Source organism: Streptomyces sp. NBC_01716 (assembly GCF_036248275.1).
Taxonomy (GTDB): Bacteria; Actinomycetota; Actinomycetes; order Streptomycetales; family Streptomycetaceae; genus Streptomyces.
In genome coordinates, this window is the sequence record NZ_CP109181.1 from 914,548 (window position 1) to 934,590 (window position 20,043).

Sequence of the window (20,043 nt, forward strand, 5' to 3'; positions counted from 1 at the left end):
CTACTGTCGCGGCGGTCGAACAAACGAGCGTGATGACCGCCTGGGTTATTCGCACCTGCAAATATCCTTCCCGGAAACGTTGATCGTCAACAGGGGGGGAAGGCTATACCACTTCGAATGAGTGACCGAATCGAGGGGGGCCTCGCGCTCCGCCTCGCGGCCTACTCGTCGCGCAGCGCGGAACGTACGTCTGCCTCGCCGCCGCCCATCCGTTCGATCTCACTTAGGCGGCGACCGATTCTCCGCGTATCAACATTGTCTCGATGTCGAACGGATTCGAATGCGTGACGCAATGTTGTTCGAGCCTCATCGACATCCCCTGCTGCGAGTCGCACCTCAGCCAGCAGCGTCCGAGAAGCGGTTTCCTCATCGAGGTCATTGGTGCGCGCCGCAACGTTCACGGCCAACCGGAGGCGGTCCGTCGCGTCATCCAGTCGCCCGTCGGCGAAGTCCATGTGTCCGAGGTGACGCAGGGCCTGGACCTCATGTCGGGCAGCCCCAATCTCCTGGGCGAGCTTCAGCGCTTCCAGGAGATGCCGGACGGACTCCTCGGAGTCTCCCAGCCGCCAGCGCGCCTTGCCGATCCCGACCAGAGCCTCGGCCTGGCTCTTTCGGTCGCCGAGAAGGCGAAATTCCGAAAGGGTCTCTCCGAACAGAACAAGAGCCGCATCTGATTCACCAGAATCCGCCAGAACTTCGGCCAGATTTCTGCGCGCGGTAGCGCGGTCGTATCGACTTCCGTCATCTTCGAGGAAGGATATTGATTCCTCAAAAGAATGGCGGGCCAGTTCCAATTCACCGGCCTGGACCTGAAGCCTTCCGATGTTGTTGAGCGTCCTGCCGGAAGCAGTCAAGTCACCTGCTTCTTTGAAGTTTGCAAGGGCATTGCGAAAATGATCAATTGCTCGATCATGTTCCCCGAGGAACAGCAGAACCACCGCTATGTTGTTTCGGGTACGCGCCTTGTCCCAGACGTCACCCGAGAGCGACTTGATGGCAAGGGATTTCTGGAGCAGCACAAGCGCCTTGCGGTTCTCGCCGAGGTGCCAGTTCAGTACGCCAAGCACGCGCAGCGCCTCCGCCTCGCCCGGTTCGTCGCCCAGCGCACGCGCCAGCTCCAGCGCCCGCTCCCCCGCCTCTGCGGCGTCCGCGTAGTCCCCGATGCTCGCGTACGCCCCGCACAGGTCGATGAGGGTGCGGCAGAGCGCTGGTTCGTTGCCAGTTCGGTCCCAGTGGGCGGCAGCGTGCCGCAGGAGCTTCTTGGCGTCCCGCCAGTAGCACTCCGCTACGAGGAATCCCGCCAGCGCGCAGGCGAGTTGGGCCGCGCGCTCGGAGGCGCCCTCGCGTCGGGCGTGGTCTTCGACCGCCAGGAGGTTTCCGCGCTCCGCAGCCAGCCAAGAACGCGCGGCGGCCGAGTCAGGCAGGGGTGGCGGTGGCGTCGGCAGAGGCGGCGCCGGGAAGTCCGGGCGTATGCGTCGGGGATATGCCATGCGGTCCGCGAGGCCGGCTGACGTTACGTAGAAATCCGTCAGGCGGGCGAGGGCCTGGCGGCGCTCCTCCTCGCCGTCCTCCGCAATAGATAGACCATAGGCATATTCACGCAGCAGATCGTGGTAGCGATAGCGGTCCGGTACGGGCTCTCTGAGCAGGTGAAATGCCCCAAGACCTTCGAGTAATCGCTCCGTCGTATCCGGCGGCAAGCCCAGCAGGGCAGCCGCCGCCTCGGCGGTGAAATCCGGTCCGGGATGGAGTCCGAGGCGGCGGAACGCGGTGCGTTGCTGCGCGGTGAGGGTCCGGTAGGACAGTGCGAACGCCCGGGTCATTTCCTGCTCTTGATCCGCGGTGCGAATTTCCGCCAGCCGCCCGGGACTTCGCGCGAGGCGCTCGGCGAGGACACTCAGCGTCCAGGACGTACGGGCCCGGAATCGATGCGCCACGAGTTCGATCGCGAGGGGTAGATAGCCGCATAGGCCAACAATTCGCTCGACCTCCGCAGGATCCTGCGTGCGACCCTCACCCGCGAAGCTACGGAAGAGCCTGACGGCGTCCTCCTTCGAGAGCACGTCGAGCGGGACCGACAACGCCTGTGGGATACCGCTCAGATGACGACGGCTGGCGATGATCGTCAGGGACGGTGACCCGCCCGGCAGCAGCGGGCCTACCTGCTCGGCTCCGGCCGCGTCGTCCAAGACGATGACCACTCGGCGCTCCGCCAGCATGGTCCGCCACAGGGCCGTACGCCCCTCCAACTCGCCAGGAATGGAGAAGGCCGGCGCGCCGAGCAGCCTCAGCAGAGACCCCAAAGCCGCCCCGGCTGTGAGCGGTTCCTGGGAAAGTGAATGGCCCCGTAGATCCAGGTATATCTGGCCGTCCGGGTACCTCTCCGCAAGAAGCTGGGCAGTGGCGACGACCAAGGCCGTCTTCCCGACGCCCGCCATGCCGCTGACCGCTTCCACGGTGACGACCGATCCGCCGCGCTCGCCCTTGTCGGCGATCACCGAGCTCAGGGCCCGCAACTCCGACCGGCGCCCTACCAGGGGCGGTTGCTGGGGCAGGTTCCGCGGCACGGGTACCTCACCCGCAGGCGCCGGAGGGCCACCGGCGACGACAGCGACCGAGTCGCCCGTCCGCTCCGCGCCGCCTCCCCGCGCCAGCTCCCGTGCCGGTACGCGGGCCAGCACCCCCTGGTGGATCGTGCTCAACTCGGCGCCGGGGAGCGCCCCGTACTCCGCCATGAGCGACTGCCGGGCCCGCTGGTGGACGCGGAGCGCGTCGGCGTACCGTCCGCTGCCGTAGTACGCGAGCATCAACTGGCCGAGCAGGGTCTCGTCCCCGGGATGCCGTTCGACCAACGCGGCCAGCTCGCCGACCTGTTCGGCGAAGCGCCCCAGCCGCAGTCCGGCCGCTATCCGTGACGTGCCGGCGCTCAGTCGCGCCTCCGCCAGCGTCCGCCGTACGGTCGCTGCCCAGGACCCGGGCAGACCCGCCAGCGCCTCGCCCTGCCACAACTCCTCGGCGCGGGAGAGCAGTTCCACCGCCCGTGCGTCGTCCTCACTGGTGAACGCCGTGTCGACGAAGTGCTGGAAGCGCTGCCGGTCCACGGAGTCACGCGCGGTCCGTAATGTGTAGGTGTGCGCCCTGCCGACGATTTCGGGTGCCCCCGGCCCCGTACCGGCGTCCCGCAGCCGCCGCCGGATGCGCGACACATAGGTGTGCGCGTTTTCGCGGGCGCGCTCGGGGGGTTCGCCGTCCCAGAGTCGATCGATCAGCTCGCTGATCGCGACAGGACGCCCCACGTCGAGTGCGAGTGAGGCGAGCAACACCCGTTCTTTGTCCGATCCGAGCTTCAGCCAGCGCCCGTTCAGCCGAAGCCCCACCGGTCCGAGAATCTGGAATTCCACCAGCGCCCCCGCTGGTCCGTCGGATGGCTCACGAGCATGTCACCGCGCGGCGAATGCCGCCATAGACCGTTGCCATCCGTTCTTGATCCGGATGGTCATTTCATGTCGTGCCGGGGTAGGACCCGAAATGGTCCGTGTAAACGGCAATCGATCTGCGGGGGGCGGATGGATGAGTGATTCGAGTACGGCCGCGCAAGGGCCTCACGGGAATGCGATCAGTGGTGATGCGCGACTGTACGGTCCCACTGTCCAGGCCCGTGAAGTGCACGGCGGCATACATCTCCACGCCGCGCCCGCCGCGCCCGGGCGCCCCGCGCCACCGCGCCAACTGCTGCCGGTGCCCGCCCACTTCACCAACCGGGAAGGGGATGTCGGGTCGCTGAACAACCTTCGCGACAGCGGACTGCCGCTGATCGTCGTCAGCGGTCCGGCCGGAGTCGGCAAGACGGCGCTGGTGTCGAAATGGCTGCGTTCACTGAGCACCGAATTCCCCGACGGACAGCTGTACGCGGACCTGCGCGGGCACTCGGCGGGCGGGCCGGTGGGGCCGGCGGAGGTCCTTGGCCAGTTCCTGCGGGCGCTGGGCGCCGGGCCGACGTCCACGGACGCGGTCGAACTGGCGTCCCTCTGGCGGTCCTTCACCGCCGACCTGCGGATCGTGGTGATGCTGGACAACGCCTTCACGGCCGCCCAGATCCGCCCGTTGCTGCTCGGCGGTCCTGACGGGCTCGTGGTCGTCACCAGCCGCCGCAGGCTGACCGGGCTGCGTATGGAGGGGGCGGGGTTCCATCAGCTCGACGCGCTCGGTCCGGCCGCCGGGGTCGAACTGCTCACCCGTGGGATCGGCGCGGACCGAGTCGCGGGCGAACTCCCCGCGGTCCGCCGCCTGGTGGCCCTCTGCGCCGGTCTTCCGCTCGCCGTCTGCTTGGCCTCCGCCCGGCTCGCGACCCGGCCCAGACAGTCGGTGGGGGCGCTCGCGGACGCCCTCGCCCGGAACGCGGGCGGTGGCCGGCTGGCAGCGCTCGAAGTCGAAGGGGAGACCTCGGTGCACAAGGCTCTGGACGCGTCGTACGCCGTACTGAGCGAGGAGACCGCACGCCTCTACAGGACGCTGGGCCTGCTCCCGGTGCGTACCTTCGACGCGATGATCGCCGCGGCGTCGTGCGATGAGACGCTGGACTGGGCGGAGCGCAGGCTGGACGAGCTGATCGAGGCGAATCTCGTGGAGGACGTAGGACCGGAGAGCTGCCGCTTCCACGATCTCGTACGGATCCACGCGCACGACCGCGCCCGGGAGGACGACACGGACGGCGCCCGCGAAGAGGCGCTGCGGCGATTCTGCGACTGGTGCCTGCACACGGCGACGGCGGCTCAGGAGCGGCTGACCCCGGTGCAGTTCACCCTCCCGAGGATCTACGACCACCGGCCCGGCCTTCCCCTGCCGTTCGCCGACGATGTCGCGGCGCTCGGCTGGCTGGACTCCCATCGGTCGCAACTGCTGGGTGCCGTAAGGCTCGCGGCGAACAGCGGCTGGCACGACACGAGTTGGATGCTCGTGGACGCCATGTGGCCGCTCTTCCTGCGATTACGTCACTACTCGGACTGGATCGCGGCCCATGAGATCGGCCTGGAGGCCGCCAGGCAGGCCGGGAACAGGGCGGCCGAGCGCCAGATGCTCAACTCCGGGGCCATCGGCCTGGGGGCCGCCCGCCGGACCGAGGAGGCAGCCGCCTGGTATCGGGACTCCCTCCAGGCCGCGCGCGAGGCCGGTGACGTACGGGACGAGGGCCAGGCGCTGCTGGGCCTCGGCGCGTGCCATCGCGAGGCGGGACGGCCCGACGACGCCGTGACGTACTTGAACCGGGCGATCGAGGTGTGGGAGGGCTGTGGTTACCCGCGAGGCGCGGCGCTCGCCCGGACCACGCTCGGCGAGATCGCGCTCGCGGCGGGTGCGCCGGACGAGGCGGTCGACTGCTTCGGTCGGGCCCATGCCGCGATGGTGGCGGTGAACGACCCGCACGACGCCGCACGGGCCCTCGCCTTCCTGGGGCGCGCCGGTGTCCGGGCGGGGGCGTACGGGGAGGGCGTGGCGAGGATGAACGAGGCGCTTGCCGTCTTCACCGGGTCCGGAGCGGTCTTCTGGCAGGCGCGCACCCTGGAGATGCTCGGGGAGAGTGCCGCGGAGCACGGTGACGCGAGGGCCGCGGAGGATTTCCTCGCGCGGGCCCTCACGCTGTTCGAGGCCACGAGCCCCGCCGACGCGCGTCGGCTCGGCGGGGTCGGCTGATCCCGCACGGTGGGGTGGGCGGGACCGGGCCGCTGTTGACGGCGGCCCGGCCCCGGGTGTGGTTGGACTTGCGCCTCTCAGTTGGACGGTCGCGCGTTGCGGGCGTACGGCCATTCCCGCAGCGAGCGTCCAGCCACCAGCCAGGCGTGCAGGCACGACGGCAGCAACGACCCGTCTCCGGAGGCTTGGTACGGCAGGTGAGGGCCGTACGGTACGAGGACGACAGCCCGGTCGGAGCCGCCGGCCACGGCCCAGCCGCTCACGCCTGCGCCCGCGCCCGCGCCCCCGGCACCGGCCAGGGGCAACGCGGCGATTCCGCAGGACGGGTGGGCCGAAGTGAGCGCCGCCAACCGGCGCAGTGCGTCGGGGACCGAGTGCGCCCGGCTTCCCTGGAGTACGTCCGCGCAGTCCAGCAGGCAGTTGTCCCGGCAGGCGTCCACGTCCACGACAAGATGCTCGTCGACGACCGCCGGCGCACCGCCGAAACCGACCCCGGCGCCGAGGCGCACGCCGAACGACGCGTCGGCGCAACGCGCGTTCAGCACAGCCGGGGCCGGGCCCGCATCGACCACGACGAAGCGCTTCACGCCGACACCTCCCCGCGTCCTGGCGCCCACCCGGGCAGCGGGAGCGGCGGCGGTTCCGGCAGCGGGACGGTCACCGGCTCGTGCGCGGGCTGGCCCATCCCCAGGAGCCCGTACATCAGCCTGCGCATGTTCCGGTTGAACCGGCCGGGCTCCGACGTGATGCGCGAGGCGATGGCCGCGTACTCCTCGGGCCGGTACTCGCTTGCCGCGTAGGCGAGTTGGTCCATCAGCGGATGGGTGGGCGACAGCGTCGGCGCGTGCGCCGCGAGAGCCGCGGCGGGCGACGACGGATTGATCTCCCGCTCCGGCGAGGTGGCCAGCAGCATCGGCGCCCCGGTGAGCGTCCCGTAGAGGGTGACTGAGCCGTGATCACCGATGATCCAGTCGGCCGCGATCAGGACACTGCGCCAGTCCGCCTCCGGCGGCACGAGCGCCATGCCGAGTTGGCCGCACCGTGCCAGCCACGCACGAATCTGATACGCCCCGTGGCCGGCCCACACATTGGGGTGGACGAGCAGGGCCGTACGGTAGCGCGCCGCCGGGAGTTCGCCCATCAGCCGCGGCAGCAGCGTGTCGAAGTGGCCGAAGGATGAGTGCGCTCCCCAGGTCGAGACCGCGACGACGAATTTCTCTCCTTCGGCGAGCCCCAGCGCGCGACGGTACGCGGTGCGCAGCGGCAGGCTTGCGGTGATCCGGTCATGCACGGGATCACCGGTCACATGCGCCAGCGGGAGCGCCTCCGGGCAGTCGCGCGCCAGCTCGCGCAGTTCGGCGTGGTGCGGGACGACCACGGCGGCGGGCAGCCGCCCGCCGGGCAGGATGTCCTGCCTGCGCAGCCCGGCCACGCCCGTGTTCGCTCCCTCGGTCACCCGCTTCAGATAGTTGGCCCCGTGCGGCAGTGTGATCAGCGGTGCGTCGATGTACTGCACGCCCCGCGGCCCGGCGGCGAGGGCGAGGTCGAAGGTCATACGGGTGGCCTGCTCCCACGGCAGCACCACGCTTCCCAGCCTCGCGAGGAAGGCGGGCACGTCGTCGCCGAAGGCGTGCGGCGGTGCCGTGAAGAGGACCTGGACCCGGAAGTCGGCTTCCAGCAGGGAAAGGACATCGAGCAGCCGTTTCCCGTACGTCACGGTGTGGACCACCGCGAGTATCCTCTTGCGCCCCACCAGGGTCAGCCACTGCCGTGACTCACCCGTGTTCGCCTCTGTGGTCCCCGCGTCGCTGGTGCTTGTTTCGAACCTGTTCGTTTCGGTCGTGCCCGATCCTGTCGCGCCCGATCCTGTCGTACTCGATCCGTACGGAGTCGATCGGTACGTGATGGATCCGTACGTGATCGATCCGGTCCTGCTCAACGCCGACATGGCGTCCCCCTGTTGACCGCACTCTTCCGAGTGCCATGAACTTCCTTCTGCCGAGGGGATGCCCGGCAGGGGGGACGGAAGGCTGGACAGACCCTTGCGAGAACCTTGCAGCCCTGGTGTCAGGAGCCCGTCCGTACGAAGGACCTGTGGGCCTCGACGAAGTGGCGTTCGGCAGCCGCCGCCTGGCCGGCCGGTGCGGAGACCCAGAGGTCGTACATCTTGCCGCCCTCGTCCCAGCTCAGGTCGTACGTTCGGCGCGGTCCGCCGTCGGCGGCGCCGCCGTCCCAGGTGAACTCCCAGACGGCGGCCGGGAATCCGTTGTGCGTGGTTTCGCGGACGGAACCGTCGCGGTAGCCGGGGTAGTCCGACGGGCCCGACGCGTGTGCCTGGCGCATCACCGCGGCGGGGCCGTTCGGGTCCAGGGCCTGGGGATGGACGCCGATACGGAAGGCGTTGTCGGCCGAGTTGTAGAAGACGCGGGGTGATTCGTCGGTGCGGATGAAGCCCGTGGGCGTGGCCATCTTGAAGCCGGCCGGGTCGGTGACGGTCCGGTAGCCCTTGGGGGCCGGGTCGCCGCCGGCCCCGGGGGTCTCCGCGGGTCCGGTGGAAGCGGGCTTGTCCGCGTCGTCGCCGAGGGGTTCGGCCGCGTCGGAGTCCTTCCTGCCGGAATCCTTCGACTTGTCGGGGGTCTTGGAGGGCTTCTCCGTCGCCGTCTCGGAATCCCGCTCCCGTACCTCGTCAGCGGGACCGCTCCCCGCCTCCGTCCCCTTGGCGGAGTCGTCCCTCGTCATGACCCACGCACCGGTGCCGCCCGCCGCGAGGACGACGGCCAGGGTGCCGACGAGAAGCGCCGTACGGACCCGTGGGCGCGCGGCCGGTGCGGATGCGGCGCCGAGCACGACCGGGGCGCCGGAAGGGGACGGGGCCCCGGGCTTGGGACTCACCGGTGTGTGGGGCACGGTGGGCATCCGCTCCTGCGTCAGAAAGCCGCGCAGTGTCCGCTCGACCTCGTCGGCGCCGAGCCGCAGCCCGGGATCCCGCTCAAGGAGACCGTTCACGACGGGAAGCAGCGGACCGGCCGAGTCGGGCACCTTGACCTCGTCGATCACCACGGCGTGCAGCACCTCCGCCATCGAGTCGCGGCGGAACGGCGACTCGCCCTCGACGGCGGCGCAGAGGAGCACCCCGAGCGACCACAGGTCGGACTCCGGGCCCGTACGCTTCCCCGACATCCGCTCCGGAGCGGTGTACTCCGGGGAGCCGACGAACGCGCCCGTCTCCGTAAGCGTCGCCTGTCCGTCGACCTGCGCGATCCCGAAGTCCGACAGCACCACGCGCCCGGTGGCCGCCTCCAGGAGTACGTTCGCGGGCTTGAGGTCACGGTGCAGCACCCCGGCCGCGTGCGCGGCGCGCAGCGCGGCCAGCAGGGCGAGGCCGATACGGGCGGCCTCCGCGGGCGCGACCGGGCCGTCCGTGGCGATCCGGTCGGCGAGCGACTGGCCGTCGATCAGCTCCATCACGAGCCAGGGCTGCTCGTCGTGCTGGACGACGTCGTGCAGGACCAGCACGCCGGGGTGCTTCACCTGTGCGACCGAACGGGCCTCGCGCAGTGTGCGCTGCCGCCGGCTCTCGGCCTCGGCGGGCGAGAGCCTTTCGTCGACGTGCAACTCCTTCATCGCGACGGCGCGGCCGAGCAGTTCGTCGTTCGCCCGCCAGACCGTGCCCATACCGCCGCGTCCGAGTGGTGTTGTGATGCGGTAGCGCCCCGCTATGAGATCCCCGTGACTTGCCATGGCGGCATCATACGAACTGCCTTTCCTATAGGGGCAGTTGGGCCGACTGATGGCCATTGTGCACAAGAGGCGTGACCGAGCGGTGAAGAGAGGCGCTCTCGACCGCGTCCACCGGCCCGGGAGATCCCCGATCAGTCCGCGAACCTCAGCACCTCACGTACGGGGCGACGCTGTGTCTTCGGTCCGTGGGGTCCGTATCCCAGCCGCAGGACCATCTGGACATGCCCCGAGCCCGAGACCGGATCGCGCAGCAGCCACCGCAGATCGGACCATTCGAGTGCCTGGGTGGCGAACGAACTCGTCAGCCCGTGCAGGGTGGCGACGAGGAGCAGCCGTTCCAGCGCCTGCCCCGTCCGCAGCCAGTCGGCCGGTCCGTCCGACGCCGTGCTGAGCAGCGCCAGTTGGGGCCGTTCCTCGAAGTCGACGGTGGGCCGGCCCCGGACCGCGTCGAGCCCTGCGAAGTCACGGGCGGGGGCGGTTCCACCGAGCTTGCGCGGCCCGAAGGCGTAGTCCGGCACCCCGTCGGTGGTGACGTCCGTCCTGGAGTTCCTCGTCCACCGGGCTCGCTCGGCGTCCCGGTCGGGGTCCATGAGGTTGTAGCCCTCGGCGTCCCTGATCAGATCCAGCACGGTGTGCAGGTGCGTGGGCGCGAGAAAGTCCAGTTCGGCGCCTTCGAAGCGGGCGGCTTCCCCGAGCAGGTCCCGGAGACCGGCGGGAATCTCGCGCTCGGAGAACGGAAAGCGGCTCGTGTGCCTTTCGTGGATCGCCGGGTACAGGTCGGCCCGCGGCGTCGCCGTCGTGGCGGAGCCGACGCGTACGGTCGCCAGGAGATCCGGAGCGGCCGGATCGGGCAGCAGCGCCGTCTCGGAGCGGAAACCGAGGTGGGCGAGCGCGACCCGCAGGTTGAGCAGCGCCGCTCCGCACCCGATGTGCAGACCTCGTCCGTCGGGGTCCTCGTGCGGCAGGGCACGCGCCGGATCCGCGTACATCGTGAAGGTGCGGGTGCTCGGGGCGTACCCGAACAGCCACGGCTGTGCGTTGTGCATCGACGGTGCGGCGGTGGCGTCGGCCACGAGCCCCGTCACCGTCCGCTCGTCGATCGTCTGTGCGGACACGGTGCCTCCCGAGCCTCGTCGTACTTCCAGCATGGAGCTGTGACGGGGTTCGGGGCAGGGGCCGACCGGCCCCTTTCCCGGAGCCTCGCCGACCTGGTGTGGAAGCCCCTTCCCGGGACCTGTCGACGCCCGAAAGGGCTGAGTGGCCCCTGGGGCGCCGTGCCGACGGGAGTCACGCTCGGGTGTGTGGCAGCCACAGCCACACACCCGGAGAAGGGGACACGTCATGAAGGCACTGGTTTTTCACGGGCCGGGAAAGTCGTCGTGGGACGAGGTCCCCGACCCCGCGCTCAAGGACGCGGGGGACGTGGTGGTCCGCGTCGACGCGACCACGATCTGCGGAACCGATCTGCACATCCTCAAGGGGGACGTCCCGGAAGTCGCTCCGGGGACGGTCCTCGGACACGAGGCGGTCGGCGAGGTGGTCGAGGCCGGCCGCGACGTGCGGACCGTGCGGCCGGGGGACCGCGTGCTGGTCTCCTGCATCTCGGCGTGCGGGCGTTGCCGTTACTGCCGCGAGGCCCGGTACGGCCAGTGCCTCGGCGGCGGTGGCTGGGTGCTCGGGCATCTGATCGACGGTACGCAGGCCGAGTACGTGCGCGTTCCCTTCGCGGACATGTCCGTTCACCCCCTGCCCGGCGGCGTGAGCAGCGAGGACGCCGTACTGCTCGCCGACATCCTCCCCACCGCCTACGAGGTGGGAGTCCTCAACGGCCGGGTCGGCCCCGGTGACACGGTCGTGGTGGTCGGATCGGGGCCGATCGGGCTGGCGGCGATCACGACGGCACGGCTGTTCAGTCCCGGCCGGATCATCGCGGTCGACCTCTCTCCCGCCAGGCTGGAGGCCGCTCGGCGATTCGGTGCCGACGAGGTGGTGAACGGGGCGGAGGACCCCGCCCGGGTGATCGCTGATCTCACCGGCGGCTCGGGCGCCGACGTGGCGATCGAAGCGGTCGGTGTGCCGGAGACCTTCGAGCTGTGCACCCGCACGGTGCGCGCCGGCGGACACGTCGCGAACGTCGGCGTCCACGGAAAACCGGCGGTGCTCCACCTGGAGGACCTGTGGATCAAGGACGTGACGATCACGACCGGCCTGGTGGACACCTCCTCCACCCCGATGCTGCTGGGCATGACGGCCGCCGGACGGTTTCCCACGGGCTCGCTGGTCACACACACCTTCGCTCTCGACCGGATGGAAGAGGCGTACGAGGTCTTCGGCGCGGCCGACAGCGGGGCGCTGAAGGTCGTCCTGAAGAGGGCGGGAGCGTAGGGAGGCGACCCGCTTCCGGTACAGGATGCGGTCACAGAAGCAGTGGCTACCGTGGAGTTACACCCTCTAGGGCTGGACTGCCCCGACGGAGGACTCGTGGGCGACGACACGGGCAGGTACGGCGACGACCGGCCAAGGCGCCGGGGCGGCCTGCCCGATGCGGGGCCGGCCGTCGCGGTGCCGATGATCGCCAGCGAGGAGGTGCGCGGCGTCCTTCTGCTGGCCAGGCTGCGTTCGGGCGCCCTGTTCACCCGGGCGGAGACGGCCCCTCTGCTCACGTACGCCGCGCAGGCGGCACTCGCCATGGAACTCGCCGAGCGCCGGCGCGCCTCCGAGCAGATGACCGTGCTGGAGGACCGCGACCGCATCGCCCAGGACCTGCGCGATCTGGCGATCCAGCGGCTCTTCGCCACGGGGATGACCCTCCAGAGCGTCGTCCGGTTCGTCGACCATCCCGGAGCGCAGGAGCGGCTGCTGCGCGCCGTGGACGACCTCGACGAGACCATCAAGATCATTCGCTCGACGATCTTCGGGCTGCGCGTCCGGGAAGCGGGGCGGTCCAAACTCGGGCTGCGGGCCCCAGCCGCCGACGCGGTCCAGGAGGCGGTGCGTTCTCTCGGTTTCACGCCGTCCCTGCGCATGGAGGGCCTGCTCGACACGGATGTGCCGCCGGAGGCGGCCGAGCATGTCGTCGCCGTCCTCGCGGAGGCGCTCAGCAACGTCGCACGGCACGCGCACGCCACCTCGGCGCCGGTGTCCCTCGTGGTCCCCGGCGGGACGCTGACCCTGTCGGTCTCCGACAACGGGGTGGGCATCGGGAAGGACAGCCGGAGAAGCGGGCTGGAGAACCTCTCCAAGCGGGCCCGCGGCCTGGGCGGCACCATGACGCTCGAAGCACCCGGCGAGGACAAGGGGCCGTTCGGACCACCCACGAGGCCGGGCGGTCCTTGCCCGAGCCCGGTCACCACAGGCACCCTGGAAGTCGAGCGACCCGTCCGGCAGGGCGTCGGGGTTCGGCGGACGGAGCGGAATCTGGAGGTACGGCCATGACCATGACTCTGCTGAACGCTCTGCCCGGCCAGGGACGGGAGCATCTGATGGAGTTCTCCCGTCCGGTCTCCTTCGCGGCGGGTACCCGGATCTTCGAGGACCGGGATCCGGCGGACCGGTTCTGGGTCATCCGGACAGGCGCGGTCAACCTCGATCTGCACAGGCGTGCGCGGAACACGGGCACGCTGGAGATGCTGGGCCACGGTGACCTGCTGGGATGGTCGTGGCTGGTCCCGCCGTACACCTGGCGGCTGGGTGCCGAAGCCTTCAGCATGGTCCGGGCCGACGAGTTCGACGCCCGCGCCGTACGGGCTCTGTGCGACGAGGACCCCGTCCTCGGACTCGCGCTGACCCGCCGCGTGCTGGAAGTGGTGGCGGACCGTCTCCAGGCGACCCGAATCCGCCTTCTGGGCATGTACGCCCCGCAAGGCAGCGAAGCCAGGCTGTCCATCGAGTGACGGCAGCCCCCTGATCAGCGGTGTCCGCCGGTGTGGCCGTCCGGCCGGCCCGTGTGGTCGTCGACCCGGGTAGCCGCCTCCGTGGCGAGAACCGCGGCCTGGATACGCCGCTCGACGCCGAGTTTGGCCAGCAGTCGCGAGATGTGGTTCTTGACCGTCTTCTCGGACAGAAAGATCCGTCCGCCGATCTCACGGTTGGTGAGCCCCTCCCGATCAGCACGAGAATCTCCCGCTCACGAGGTGAGAGCTGCGACAGGGCGCCCTGCTCGGCCTCCGTACCGCCACCGCCCTCCTCGCCGCGGAGATTCCTCATCAGCCGGGTCGTGGTGGCCGGGTCGAGCATGGACTGGCCCGAGGCCACCGTCCGCACGGCGGCCACCAGGTCCGACCCCTTGATCTCCTTCAGCACGTATCCGGCGGCCCCGGCCATGATCGCGTCGAGGAGCGCGTCGTCGTCGAACGACGTGAGTATCAGGCAGGCCAGCCGGGGCATGCGGGAGCGCAGCTCCCGGCAGACCGTGATTCCGTCGCCGTCGGGAATCCGTACGTCGAGCACGGCGACATCCGGGCGCAGGGCCGGGCCCTGGGCCAGCGCGTGAGCGGCCGTACCCGTGTCGCCGACCACCTCGATATCGGGTTCGGCGTCGAGCAGGTCCTGTACGCCGCGCCGGACGACCTCATGGTCGTCGAGCAGGAAAACCCGGATCGGGTGGGACGGCGAGAACTCCCTTGCCTCACTCATATCGGTCCTTCCGCGGTTCGTGGACCAGTCCCGGTCTCCATCCTCGCCCGCCTTCCGGGGCCGGACCAGGGCCGAACGGGCCCCTGCTCCGGCCGTAGGGCTCCGGCTCCGGGGCCCTGTGGTGCGTTGGCCGGGAGCGTCTGTCGGGGGGACGCTGGAATCCGGCGCCCGGCTTCACGACGTTCCGGAGGACGCGATGCGGGAGGAAGCGATGCGAGACGCGAGCACGTCGGCACCCGGCCCGGTCGCCGGCGGCGGAGACGGGCCCCTACGTTGAGCCGCCGGGGCGGGGGCGAGGGACCCGCTGTGCGGGCGGGGACATGGACGTACGAGGGTTTCGACCCGGAGCAGGAACGCCTGCGCGAGGCCTTGTGCACCCTGGGCAACGGCTACTTCGCCACCCGTGGATCGGCGTCGGAGATCTCCGCCCGGCCCTGGCACTCCCCGGGCACCTACGCGGCGGGGTGCTACAACCGGCTGACGTCCACGGTCGGGGGACGCCAGGTCGAGAACGAGGACATGGTCAACCTGCCCAACTGGCTGCCGCTCCGCTACCGCGTCCGCGTCGAAGGCGCACGCCCCGGCCCGTGGCTGGCGCCCGGCGGCCCCGAGCTGATCGAGTACGGGCAGACGCTGGATCTCCGGCACGGCACACTCACGCGGGGGTCGGTCTACACGGCGGCGGAGGACCCCGCCGGACCTCGGCTGCGCGTGGAGGAGTGCCGGCTGGTCCATATGGGCGAGCCCCATCTGGCCGCGCAGCGCACCTCGTTCACCGCCGAGGGCTGGGCGGGCGAGCTGGAGGTCGAGACGGCCGTCGACGGCGACGTACGGAACGCCGGCGTCGACCGCTACGCGGACCTCGCGGACCAGCATCTGACACGGTGGCGTACCGGCTCCGAGGAACACGACACGGTGTGGCTGTGCTGCCGCACACTCAACTCCGACATCCTTGTCGCGCTGGCCTCGCGGACCAGGGTGGCCGGCCACCGCGACATCACGCCCCGTACCCGTCTCGCCGACCGGCGCGCCGCCCAGACCCTGACGATCCCCGTGGGACGGGGCGAGACGGTGGTCGTCGACAAGACGGTCGCGTTGTACACCTCGCGCGATCCGGCGATCAGCGGTCCCCTGCCGACGGCCGTCGAGGCCGTACGGCGGGCCCCGGGCTTCCCGCGTCTGCTCGCCTCGCACCACCGCGCGTGGGAGCACATCTGGCGGCGGGCGGCTCTCGACGTGCCCGGGAAGGCGGGCTCGATTCTGCGGCTGCACCTGTTCCACGTACTCCAGACGCTCTCCCCGCACACCGCAGGGCTGGACGTCGGGGTACCCGCGAGGGGGCTGCACGGCGAGGCGTACCGAGGGCATGTCTTCTGGGACGAGCTGTTCGTCCTGCCGTATCTGAACCTGCACTTCCCGGAGGTGTCCCGGGCGCTTCTCGGCTACCGGCACCGGCGGCTGCCGGCGGCCTGCCGGGCGGCGGCGGACGCGGGACGTGTGGGGGCGATGTACCCGTGGCAGAGCGGCAGCGACGGACGCGAGGAGTCACCGGAACTCCATCTCAACCCGCGTTCGGGCCGCTGGCTGCCCGACCACTCCCGCCTGCAGCACCACGTCGGATCGGCGGTCGCGTACAACGTGTGGCGGTACGCCGAGGCCAGCGGCGACACGGAGTTCCTGCACGGCAAGGGCGCGGAGATGCTCATCCAGATCGCCCGCTTCTGGGCGGACGCCGCGGTCTGGGACCCCTCGCTGGACCGCTATCGCCTCCGGGGTGTCGTCGGCCCCGACGAGTACCACGACGGCTACCCGGACTCCACCACGCCGGGGCTCGACGACAACGCGTACACGAACGTCACCGCCGCGTGGGTGCTGACCCGGGCGCTCGAACTGGGTCGCGCGCTTCCCCGTACGCGCCGACAGGAGCTGTTCGAGCGTTTCGGAATGGATCCGGGCGAGCCGGACCGCTGGGACGACATCGCGCACCGCCTCCATGTGCCGTACCACGAGGGCGTCGTCAGCCAGTTCGAGGGATACGCGGACCTCGCTGAACTCGACTGGGAGCGGTACCGCGGGCGCTACGGCGACATCCGCCGGCTGGACCGGATCCTGGAGGCCGAGGGGGACTCGGTCAACCGGTACAAGGCGTCGAAGCAGGCGGACGTGCTGATGCTCGGCTATCTCTTCTCGCCCCGGGAACTCGCGGGTCTCTTCCGGCAGCTCGGTCACCGGTTCGACGACGAGTCCTGGCGTGCCGCCATCGACTACTACCTGCCGCGCACCAGCCACGGTTCGACGCTCAGCGCCCTGGTCAGCGCGTGGGTGCTGGCGAGGGCGCGCAGGGACGAGGCGTGGGCCTACGCGGAGGAGGCTCTCATCGGGGACGTGGCGGACATCCAGGGCGGCACCACCGGGGAGGGCATCCATCTGGGCGCCATGGCCGGGACCCTGGATTTCGTGCAGCGCTGTCTGACCGGGCTGGAGACGCGCGCCGACGGGCTGTGGCTCGATCCCGCGCCGCTGCCTCAGCTGTCGAAGTTCCGGGTCGGCATCCGTTACCGGAACCACTGGGACGTGGACCTGCGGATCCGGGCGCACCGGGTACGGATCGCCGTGCCGGAATCGGAGGAGGATCCCGTACGCCTCGTTCTCGACGGGAAGGAGTGGGCGGTCCCGCCCGGTACCGACCGCCGGCTCGATCTGGCCCGGGGGAAGGTCAGCCCGGCACGAGCACGGCGGCGCCGTTGACGCGGTCGGCCGCGAGGTCGCCCAGCGCCTGGTCCGCGCGGTCCATCGGGTACGGACTCACCGTGACCTCGATGCCGATCCGGTCGGCAAGGGCCAGGAACTCGCGTCCGTCCTGGCGGGTGTTGGAGGTGACACTGCGCAGGTCACGCTCCTGGAAGAGATGGCGCTGATAGTTCAGCGAGGGGATGTCGGTGAGGTGGATACCGGCGACCGCGAGTGTGCCCGAGCGGTCCAGCGCCTCCAGGGCCACCGGCACGAGGTCGCCCACGGGGGCGAAGAGGATGGCCGAGTCCAGCGGTTCGGGCGGGCGGCCGTAGGCGTCACCGGCCGAGGCGGCACCGAGGCTGAGCGCCAGTTCACGTGCCCGTGCCGATCTGGTCAGCACATGGACGGTGGCTCCCTCGGCCAGGGCCACCTGGGCCGCCAGATGGGCGGAGGCGCCGAAGCCGTAGATGCCCAGCCGCCCGCCCTCGGGCAGTGCGGCGCGACGCAGCGAGCGGTAGCCGATGATCCCGGCGCACAGGAGGGGCGCGAGCGGGGCGGCGTCCCGGTCTTCCGGGAGCGGGTAGGCGAAGGCCGCCGGGACCAGTGCCAGATCGGCGAAGCCGCCGTCCTCGTCCCATCCCGTGTAGGTGGACCAGGGGCAGAGGTTCTCCCGCCCGGCCCGGCAGTAGCGGCACTTTCCGCAGGTGCCGCGCAGCCACGCGCCGCCGGCGCGGTCACCCGCACGGAACGAGTCCACCGCGTCGCCGGTGGCGACGACGCGGCCGACGATCTCGTGGCCGGGTACGGTCGATGGCCGCCGGGGCGCGAGATCGCCTTCGGCCAGGTGCAGATCGGTACGGCAGACACCGCACGCCTCTACCCGCAGCAGCAGGTCGCCGGGCCCTGGGTCGGGTGGGCGCCGACGGACCCGGGTCAGGGGTCCGGTGCCGATGGGTCCCGGCCTCTCGACGGCCCAGGCGTGCGTCGGTTCTCCGGAGACTGCGGACGTCATGATTCAAGCCTGTGGCAGGTGGGCTGCCGGGGCAAACGACACCGGTCCGGGACACGGTGACCGTGTCCCGGACCGGTGGGCGATCCGGTCAGTGGAACCAGCGGTTGCGGTTGACGACCGGGAGTCGCTCCCACAGGGCGCTCAGACCCCAGGTCCGGCCGGCGTAGGCGGCGGCGAGGCCGATCAGGACCACCGCGTACACGATGTGGTAGTCGAGGACGGGGTTGCTCGACATGCTGGGCGCGCCGTCGGAGAGATGTCTGGCGGGCGGCCATTCCGCGAGCCACATCATGCCCATCATCAAGGTGCCCGCCACCGCGGCGAACCGCAGGGCGAAGCCGGCGAGCAGGGTCACGCCGATCGCGAGGAGGCCGAGCATGAACAGCCAGTCGACCCATGCCTGGCCGGCCCAGCTGTGGAAGGTGGACTCCAGCGGCCCCGCGGAGACGCCGCTCAGGAAGCCCTTCGTCGGCGAGCCTCCGTCGATCCAGGCCGCTCCGCCGGGAGTCGCGTATCCCCAGCCGAACGCCTTGTCCAGGAAGGCCCAGAGGAACACCCCTCCGAGGACCAGCCGTACGACGGCGAGGATCCTCGGGAGGAAGACATCCGCACCGGTTCGGGCGGCGTCCGCGATGCTCAGGGCCTGATCGTCAAGTCCCGGCCGTGAAGTACGAGGCCGGCGCGAACCCTCGTGAACTGCCATTGTCGTTGACCCCTTCGGGACGGTGGATACGGTGTGGCTGCTGCTTGCACACTCAATATCCCGCCGGCCGAAGGCGGCGCACAGCGGCGACAGGCCCTCCTCCGAGGGCCGAACGGCCCTCTCCGTCAGCGCCGTTCAGACCTCGGGGATGTGCCGTGCCGTTCGTTCGCGGCGTTCGCCTGGGTGGCGATGACCGCGGCCTGGACCCGTCGTTCGACGCCCAGTTTGGCCAGCAGCCGGGAGATGTTGTTCTTCACCGTCTTCTCCGCCAGGTAGAGGCGTTCGCCGATCTCGCGGTTGGTCAGTCCCTCCCCCACGAGGACGAGGATCTCCCGCTCGCGCTCGGTCAGGTCCGGCAGGCCGGGCGTCCGCTGCTCGGGTTCGGCCTCGCCGCGCAGTCGTGCCATCACGCGTGAGGTGGTCCCGGGGTCGAGCATGGACTGCCCCGATGCGACGGTACGGACCGCGGTGACCAGGTCCGTGCCGCTGATCTGCTTCAGGACGTAACCCGAAGCGCCGGCCATGATGGCGTCGAGCAACGCCTCCTCGTCGTCGAAGGAGGTGAGCATCAGACAGGCCAACTGCGGCATGCGTGAACGCAGTTCCCTGCACACCGCGACCCCGTCACCGTCCGCCAGCCGTACGTCGAGTACGGCGACCCGCGGACGCAGCGCGGGAATGCGGACCAGTGCCTGCTCCGCCGTGGACGCCTCCCCCACGACAGTCAGATCAGGTTCGGCGTCCAGCAGATCGCGCACGCCCCGCCGCACCACTTCATGGTCGTCAAGCAGAAAGACGCTCACCGGTGCCGTCGAGCCCTCGCCGCTCCCGCTGTCCGTCACTACCGCTCCCCTCGATCCCTGGCTCCGGTCATCCATCGCCCCACCTGGTGCATCCTCGCCGCAACGGGCGTCAAAAGCCATGTGAAGCGAAATGTCCGTGAGGGATGGACCGTTCGGCCCTGGCACCCGGGCGACCACGAGGGGACCCTGGTTGTCCGGCAGACGAGCGCGTGATCGGGCTCGGCGAGAGCAAAGGTTGTGGATGATGAGCGAGCGGGTCCCGCGGCCGTCGCCGAGCGCCCGGGAGACACAGATGCCCCGGCACATGGAAGCGCTGGAGCGTGCTGACGCGCTGAGCCTGCTGCGCTCGGTGTCACTCGGCCGCCTCGTGTTCACCGAGAGCGCGCTGCCGGCGATCCGTCCGCTCAACCATCTGCTGGACGGGGAGGACATCATCATCCGGCTCGGTGACGGTTCCGCGCTCGCGTCGCTGAAGGCGCCGAGCGACCCGCCTGGAGCGGTCGTGGCGTACGAGGCGGATGTCATCGACCCGGTGCGGCACGTGGGCTGGAGCGTCGTCGTGACGGGATACGCGCGTCTGGTGGACGATCCGGCCGACCTCGAACGCTACCGGGATCTGCTGCGTCCGTGGGTGGCCCGGACGATGACCGATGTGCTGCGTATCCGTCCCGAGCTGATCACCGGGTTCAGGCTCACCCCCGCGGCGGGGCACCCGACGGGCGGCTGAG

At 70.5% G+C, this 20,043-nt stretch carries 15 protein-coding genes and 1 pseudogene; 7 read left to right on the forward strand and 9 right to left on the reverse strand.

The window, feature by feature from the left end:
• Positions 1 to 161: 161 nt before the first annotated feature.
• A complete protein-coding gene (locus OIE74_RS03965) occupies positions 162 to 3,401 on the reverse strand; it encodes an AfsR/SARP family transcriptional regulator (RefSeq protein ID WP_329378449.1) in 3,240 nt (1,079 codons plus the stop codon).
• 169 nt (positions 3,402 to 3,570) lie between these two features.
• On the opposite strand from OIE74_RS03965, the gene OIE74_RS03970 reads away from it, so the two are divergent.
• Positions 3,571 to 5,688 (forward strand): tetratricopeptide repeat protein, encoded by a 2,118-nt coding sequence (locus OIE74_RS03970; protein ID WP_329378452.1) that lies wholly within the window; start codon positions 3,571 to 3,573, stop codon positions 5,686 to 5,688.
• 77 nt (positions 5,689 to 5,765) lie between these two features.
• On the opposite strand, the gene OIE74_RS03975 is transcribed toward OIE74_RS03970, so the two are convergent.
• Together OIE74_RS03975 and OIE74_RS03980 are read right to left on the reverse strand one after the other, a co-directional pair.
• Complete coding sequence (locus OIE74_RS03975; RefSeq protein WP_329378455.1) at positions 5,766 to 6,275, reverse strand: hypothetical protein; 510 nt, start codon at positions 6,273 to 6,275, stop codon at positions 5,766 to 5,768.
• Complete coding sequence (locus OIE74_RS03980; protein ID WP_329378457.1) at positions 6,272 to 7,441, reverse strand: hypothetical protein; 1,170 nt, start codon at positions 7,439 to 7,441, stop codon at positions 6,272 to 6,274. Before OIE74_RS03980 ends, OIE74_RS03975 begins: the two co-directional genes overlap by 4 nt.
• A gap of 88 nt (positions 7,442 to 7,529) precedes the next feature.
• Here OIE74_RS03980 and OIE74_RS03985 point away from each other — a divergent pair, with 88 nt between their 5' ends.
• Entirely contained in the window at positions 7,530 to 7,652 is a 123-nt protein-coding gene (locus OIE74_RS03985; RefSeq protein WP_329378459.1) for a hypothetical protein, read from the forward strand.
• A gap of 103 nt (positions 7,653 to 7,755) precedes the next feature.
• On the opposite strand, the gene OIE74_RS03990 is transcribed toward OIE74_RS03985, so the two are convergent.
• Both OIE74_RS03990 and OIE74_RS03995 read right to left on the reverse strand, forming a co-directional pair.
• On the reverse strand, positions 7,756 to 9,429 hold the full coding sequence (locus tag OIE74_RS03990) for a serine/threonine-protein kinase (protein ID WP_329378461.1): 1,674 nt from the start codon (positions 9,427 to 9,429) through the stop codon (positions 7,756 to 7,758).
• A 131-nt stretch (positions 9,430 to 9,560) separates the two neighbouring features.
• Positions 9,561 to 10,544, reverse strand: a complete 984-nt coding sequence (locus tag OIE74_RS03995; RefSeq protein ID WP_329378463.1) for an Acg family FMN-binding oxidoreductase — start codon at positions 10,542 to 10,544, stop codon at positions 9,561 to 9,563.
• Positions 10,545 to 10,770: 226 nt separating this feature from the next.
• On the opposite strand from OIE74_RS03995, the gene OIE74_RS04000 reads away from it, so the two are divergent.
• From OIE74_RS04000 to OIE74_RS04010, 3 genes are all read left to right on the forward strand, one after another.
• Complete coding sequence (locus OIE74_RS04000) at positions 10,771 to 11,814, forward strand: zinc-dependent alcohol dehydrogenase family protein (protein WP_329378465.1); 1,044 nt, start codon at positions 10,771 to 10,773, stop codon at positions 11,812 to 11,814.
• A gap of 96 nt (positions 11,815 to 11,910) precedes the next feature.
• Positions 11,911 to 12,864, forward strand: coding sequence for a sensor histidine kinase (locus OIE74_RS04005; RefSeq protein ID WP_443076017.1), 954 nt, complete (start codon positions 11,911 to 11,913; stop codon positions 12,862 to 12,864).
• Complete coding sequence (locus OIE74_RS04010; protein WP_329378467.1) at positions 12,861 to 13,322, forward strand: cyclic nucleotide-binding domain-containing protein; 462 nt, start codon at positions 12,861 to 12,863, stop codon at positions 13,320 to 13,322. The genes OIE74_RS04005 and OIE74_RS04010 overlap by 4 nt, the downstream gene beginning before the upstream one ends.
• A 14-nt stretch (positions 13,323 to 13,336) precedes the next feature.
• Here the strand turns inward: OIE74_RS04010 and OIE74_RS04015 are convergent.
• Positions 13,337 to 14,064 (reverse strand): annotated as a pseudogene (locus tag OIE74_RS04015) (response regulator).
• A 306-nt stretch (positions 14,065 to 14,370) separates the two neighbouring features.
• Between OIE74_RS04015 and OIE74_RS04020 the strand changes: the two are divergent.
• Positions 14,371 to 16,812 carry a glycoside hydrolase family 65 protein gene (locus OIE74_RS04020; RefSeq protein WP_329378469.1) on the forward strand — a complete coding sequence of 814 codons (2,442 nt, stop codon included), beginning with the start codon at positions 14,371 to 14,373 and terminating at the stop codon, positions 16,810 to 16,812.
• On the opposite strand, the gene OIE74_RS04025 is transcribed toward OIE74_RS04020, so the two are convergent.
• From OIE74_RS04025 to OIE74_RS04035, 3 genes are all read right to left on the reverse strand, one after another.
• The gene (locus OIE74_RS04025) at positions 16,781 to 17,809 is read right to left on the reverse strand and encodes a zinc-binding alcohol dehydrogenase family protein (RefSeq protein WP_329378471.1); all 1,029 of its coding nucleotides are present in this window, start codon (positions 17,807 to 17,809) and stop codon (positions 16,781 to 16,783) included. The genes OIE74_RS04020 and OIE74_RS04025 overlap by 32 nt on opposite strands.
• Before the next feature lie 88 nt (positions 17,810 to 17,897).
• Positions 17,898 to 18,512 (reverse strand): hypothetical protein, encoded by a 615-nt coding sequence (locus OIE74_RS04030; RefSeq protein WP_329378473.1) that lies wholly within the window; start codon positions 18,510 to 18,512, stop codon positions 17,898 to 17,900.
• A 125-nt stretch (positions 18,513 to 18,637) separates the two neighbouring features.
• A complete protein-coding gene (locus OIE74_RS04035; protein WP_329378475.1) occupies positions 18,638 to 19,354 on the reverse strand; it encodes a response regulator transcription factor in 717 nt (238 codons plus the stop codon).
• Positions 19,355 to 19,559: 205 nt separating this feature from the next.
• Here OIE74_RS04035 and OIE74_RS04040 point away from each other — a divergent pair, with 205 nt between their 5' ends.
• Positions 19,560 to 20,042 carry a pyridoxamine 5'-phosphate oxidase family protein gene (locus OIE74_RS04040; RefSeq protein ID WP_443076018.1) on the forward strand — a complete coding sequence of 161 codons (483 nt, stop codon included), beginning with the start codon at positions 19,560 to 19,562 and terminating at the stop codon, positions 20,040 to 20,042.
• Position 20,043 lies beyond the last annotated feature (1 nt).

Excerpts from the sequence above, each read along its gene's own strand:
- OIE74_RS03970 (WP_329378452.1), top strand. The coding sequence starts at position 3,571 with ATGAGTGATTCGAGTACGGCCGCGCAAGGGCCTCACGGGAATGCGATC.
- OIE74_RS03990 (WP_329378461.1), bottom strand. The coding sequence starts at position 9,429 with ATGGCAAGTCACGGGGATCTCATAGCGGGGCGCTACCGCATCACAACA.
- OIE74_RS04000 (WP_329378465.1), top strand. The coding sequence starts at position 10,771 with ATGAAGGCACTGGTTTTTCACGGGCCGGGAAAGTCGTCGTGGGACGAG.
- OIE74_RS04010 (WP_329378467.1), top strand. The coding sequence starts at position 12,861 with ATGACCATGACTCTGCTGAACGCTCTGCCCGGCCAGGGACGGGAGCAT.
- OIE74_RS04025 (WP_329378471.1), bottom strand. The coding sequence starts at position 17,809 with ATGACGTCCGCAGTCTCCGGAGAACCGACGCACGCCTGGGCCGTCGAG.
- OIE74_RS04030 (WP_329378473.1), bottom strand. The coding sequence starts at position 18,512 with ATGGCAGTTCACGAGGGTTCGCGCCGGCCTCGTACTTCACGGCCGGGA.
- OIE74_RS04040 (WP_443076018.1), top strand. The coding sequence starts at position 19,560 with ATGAGCGAGCGGGTCCCGCGGCCGTCGCCGAGCGCCCGGGAGACACAG.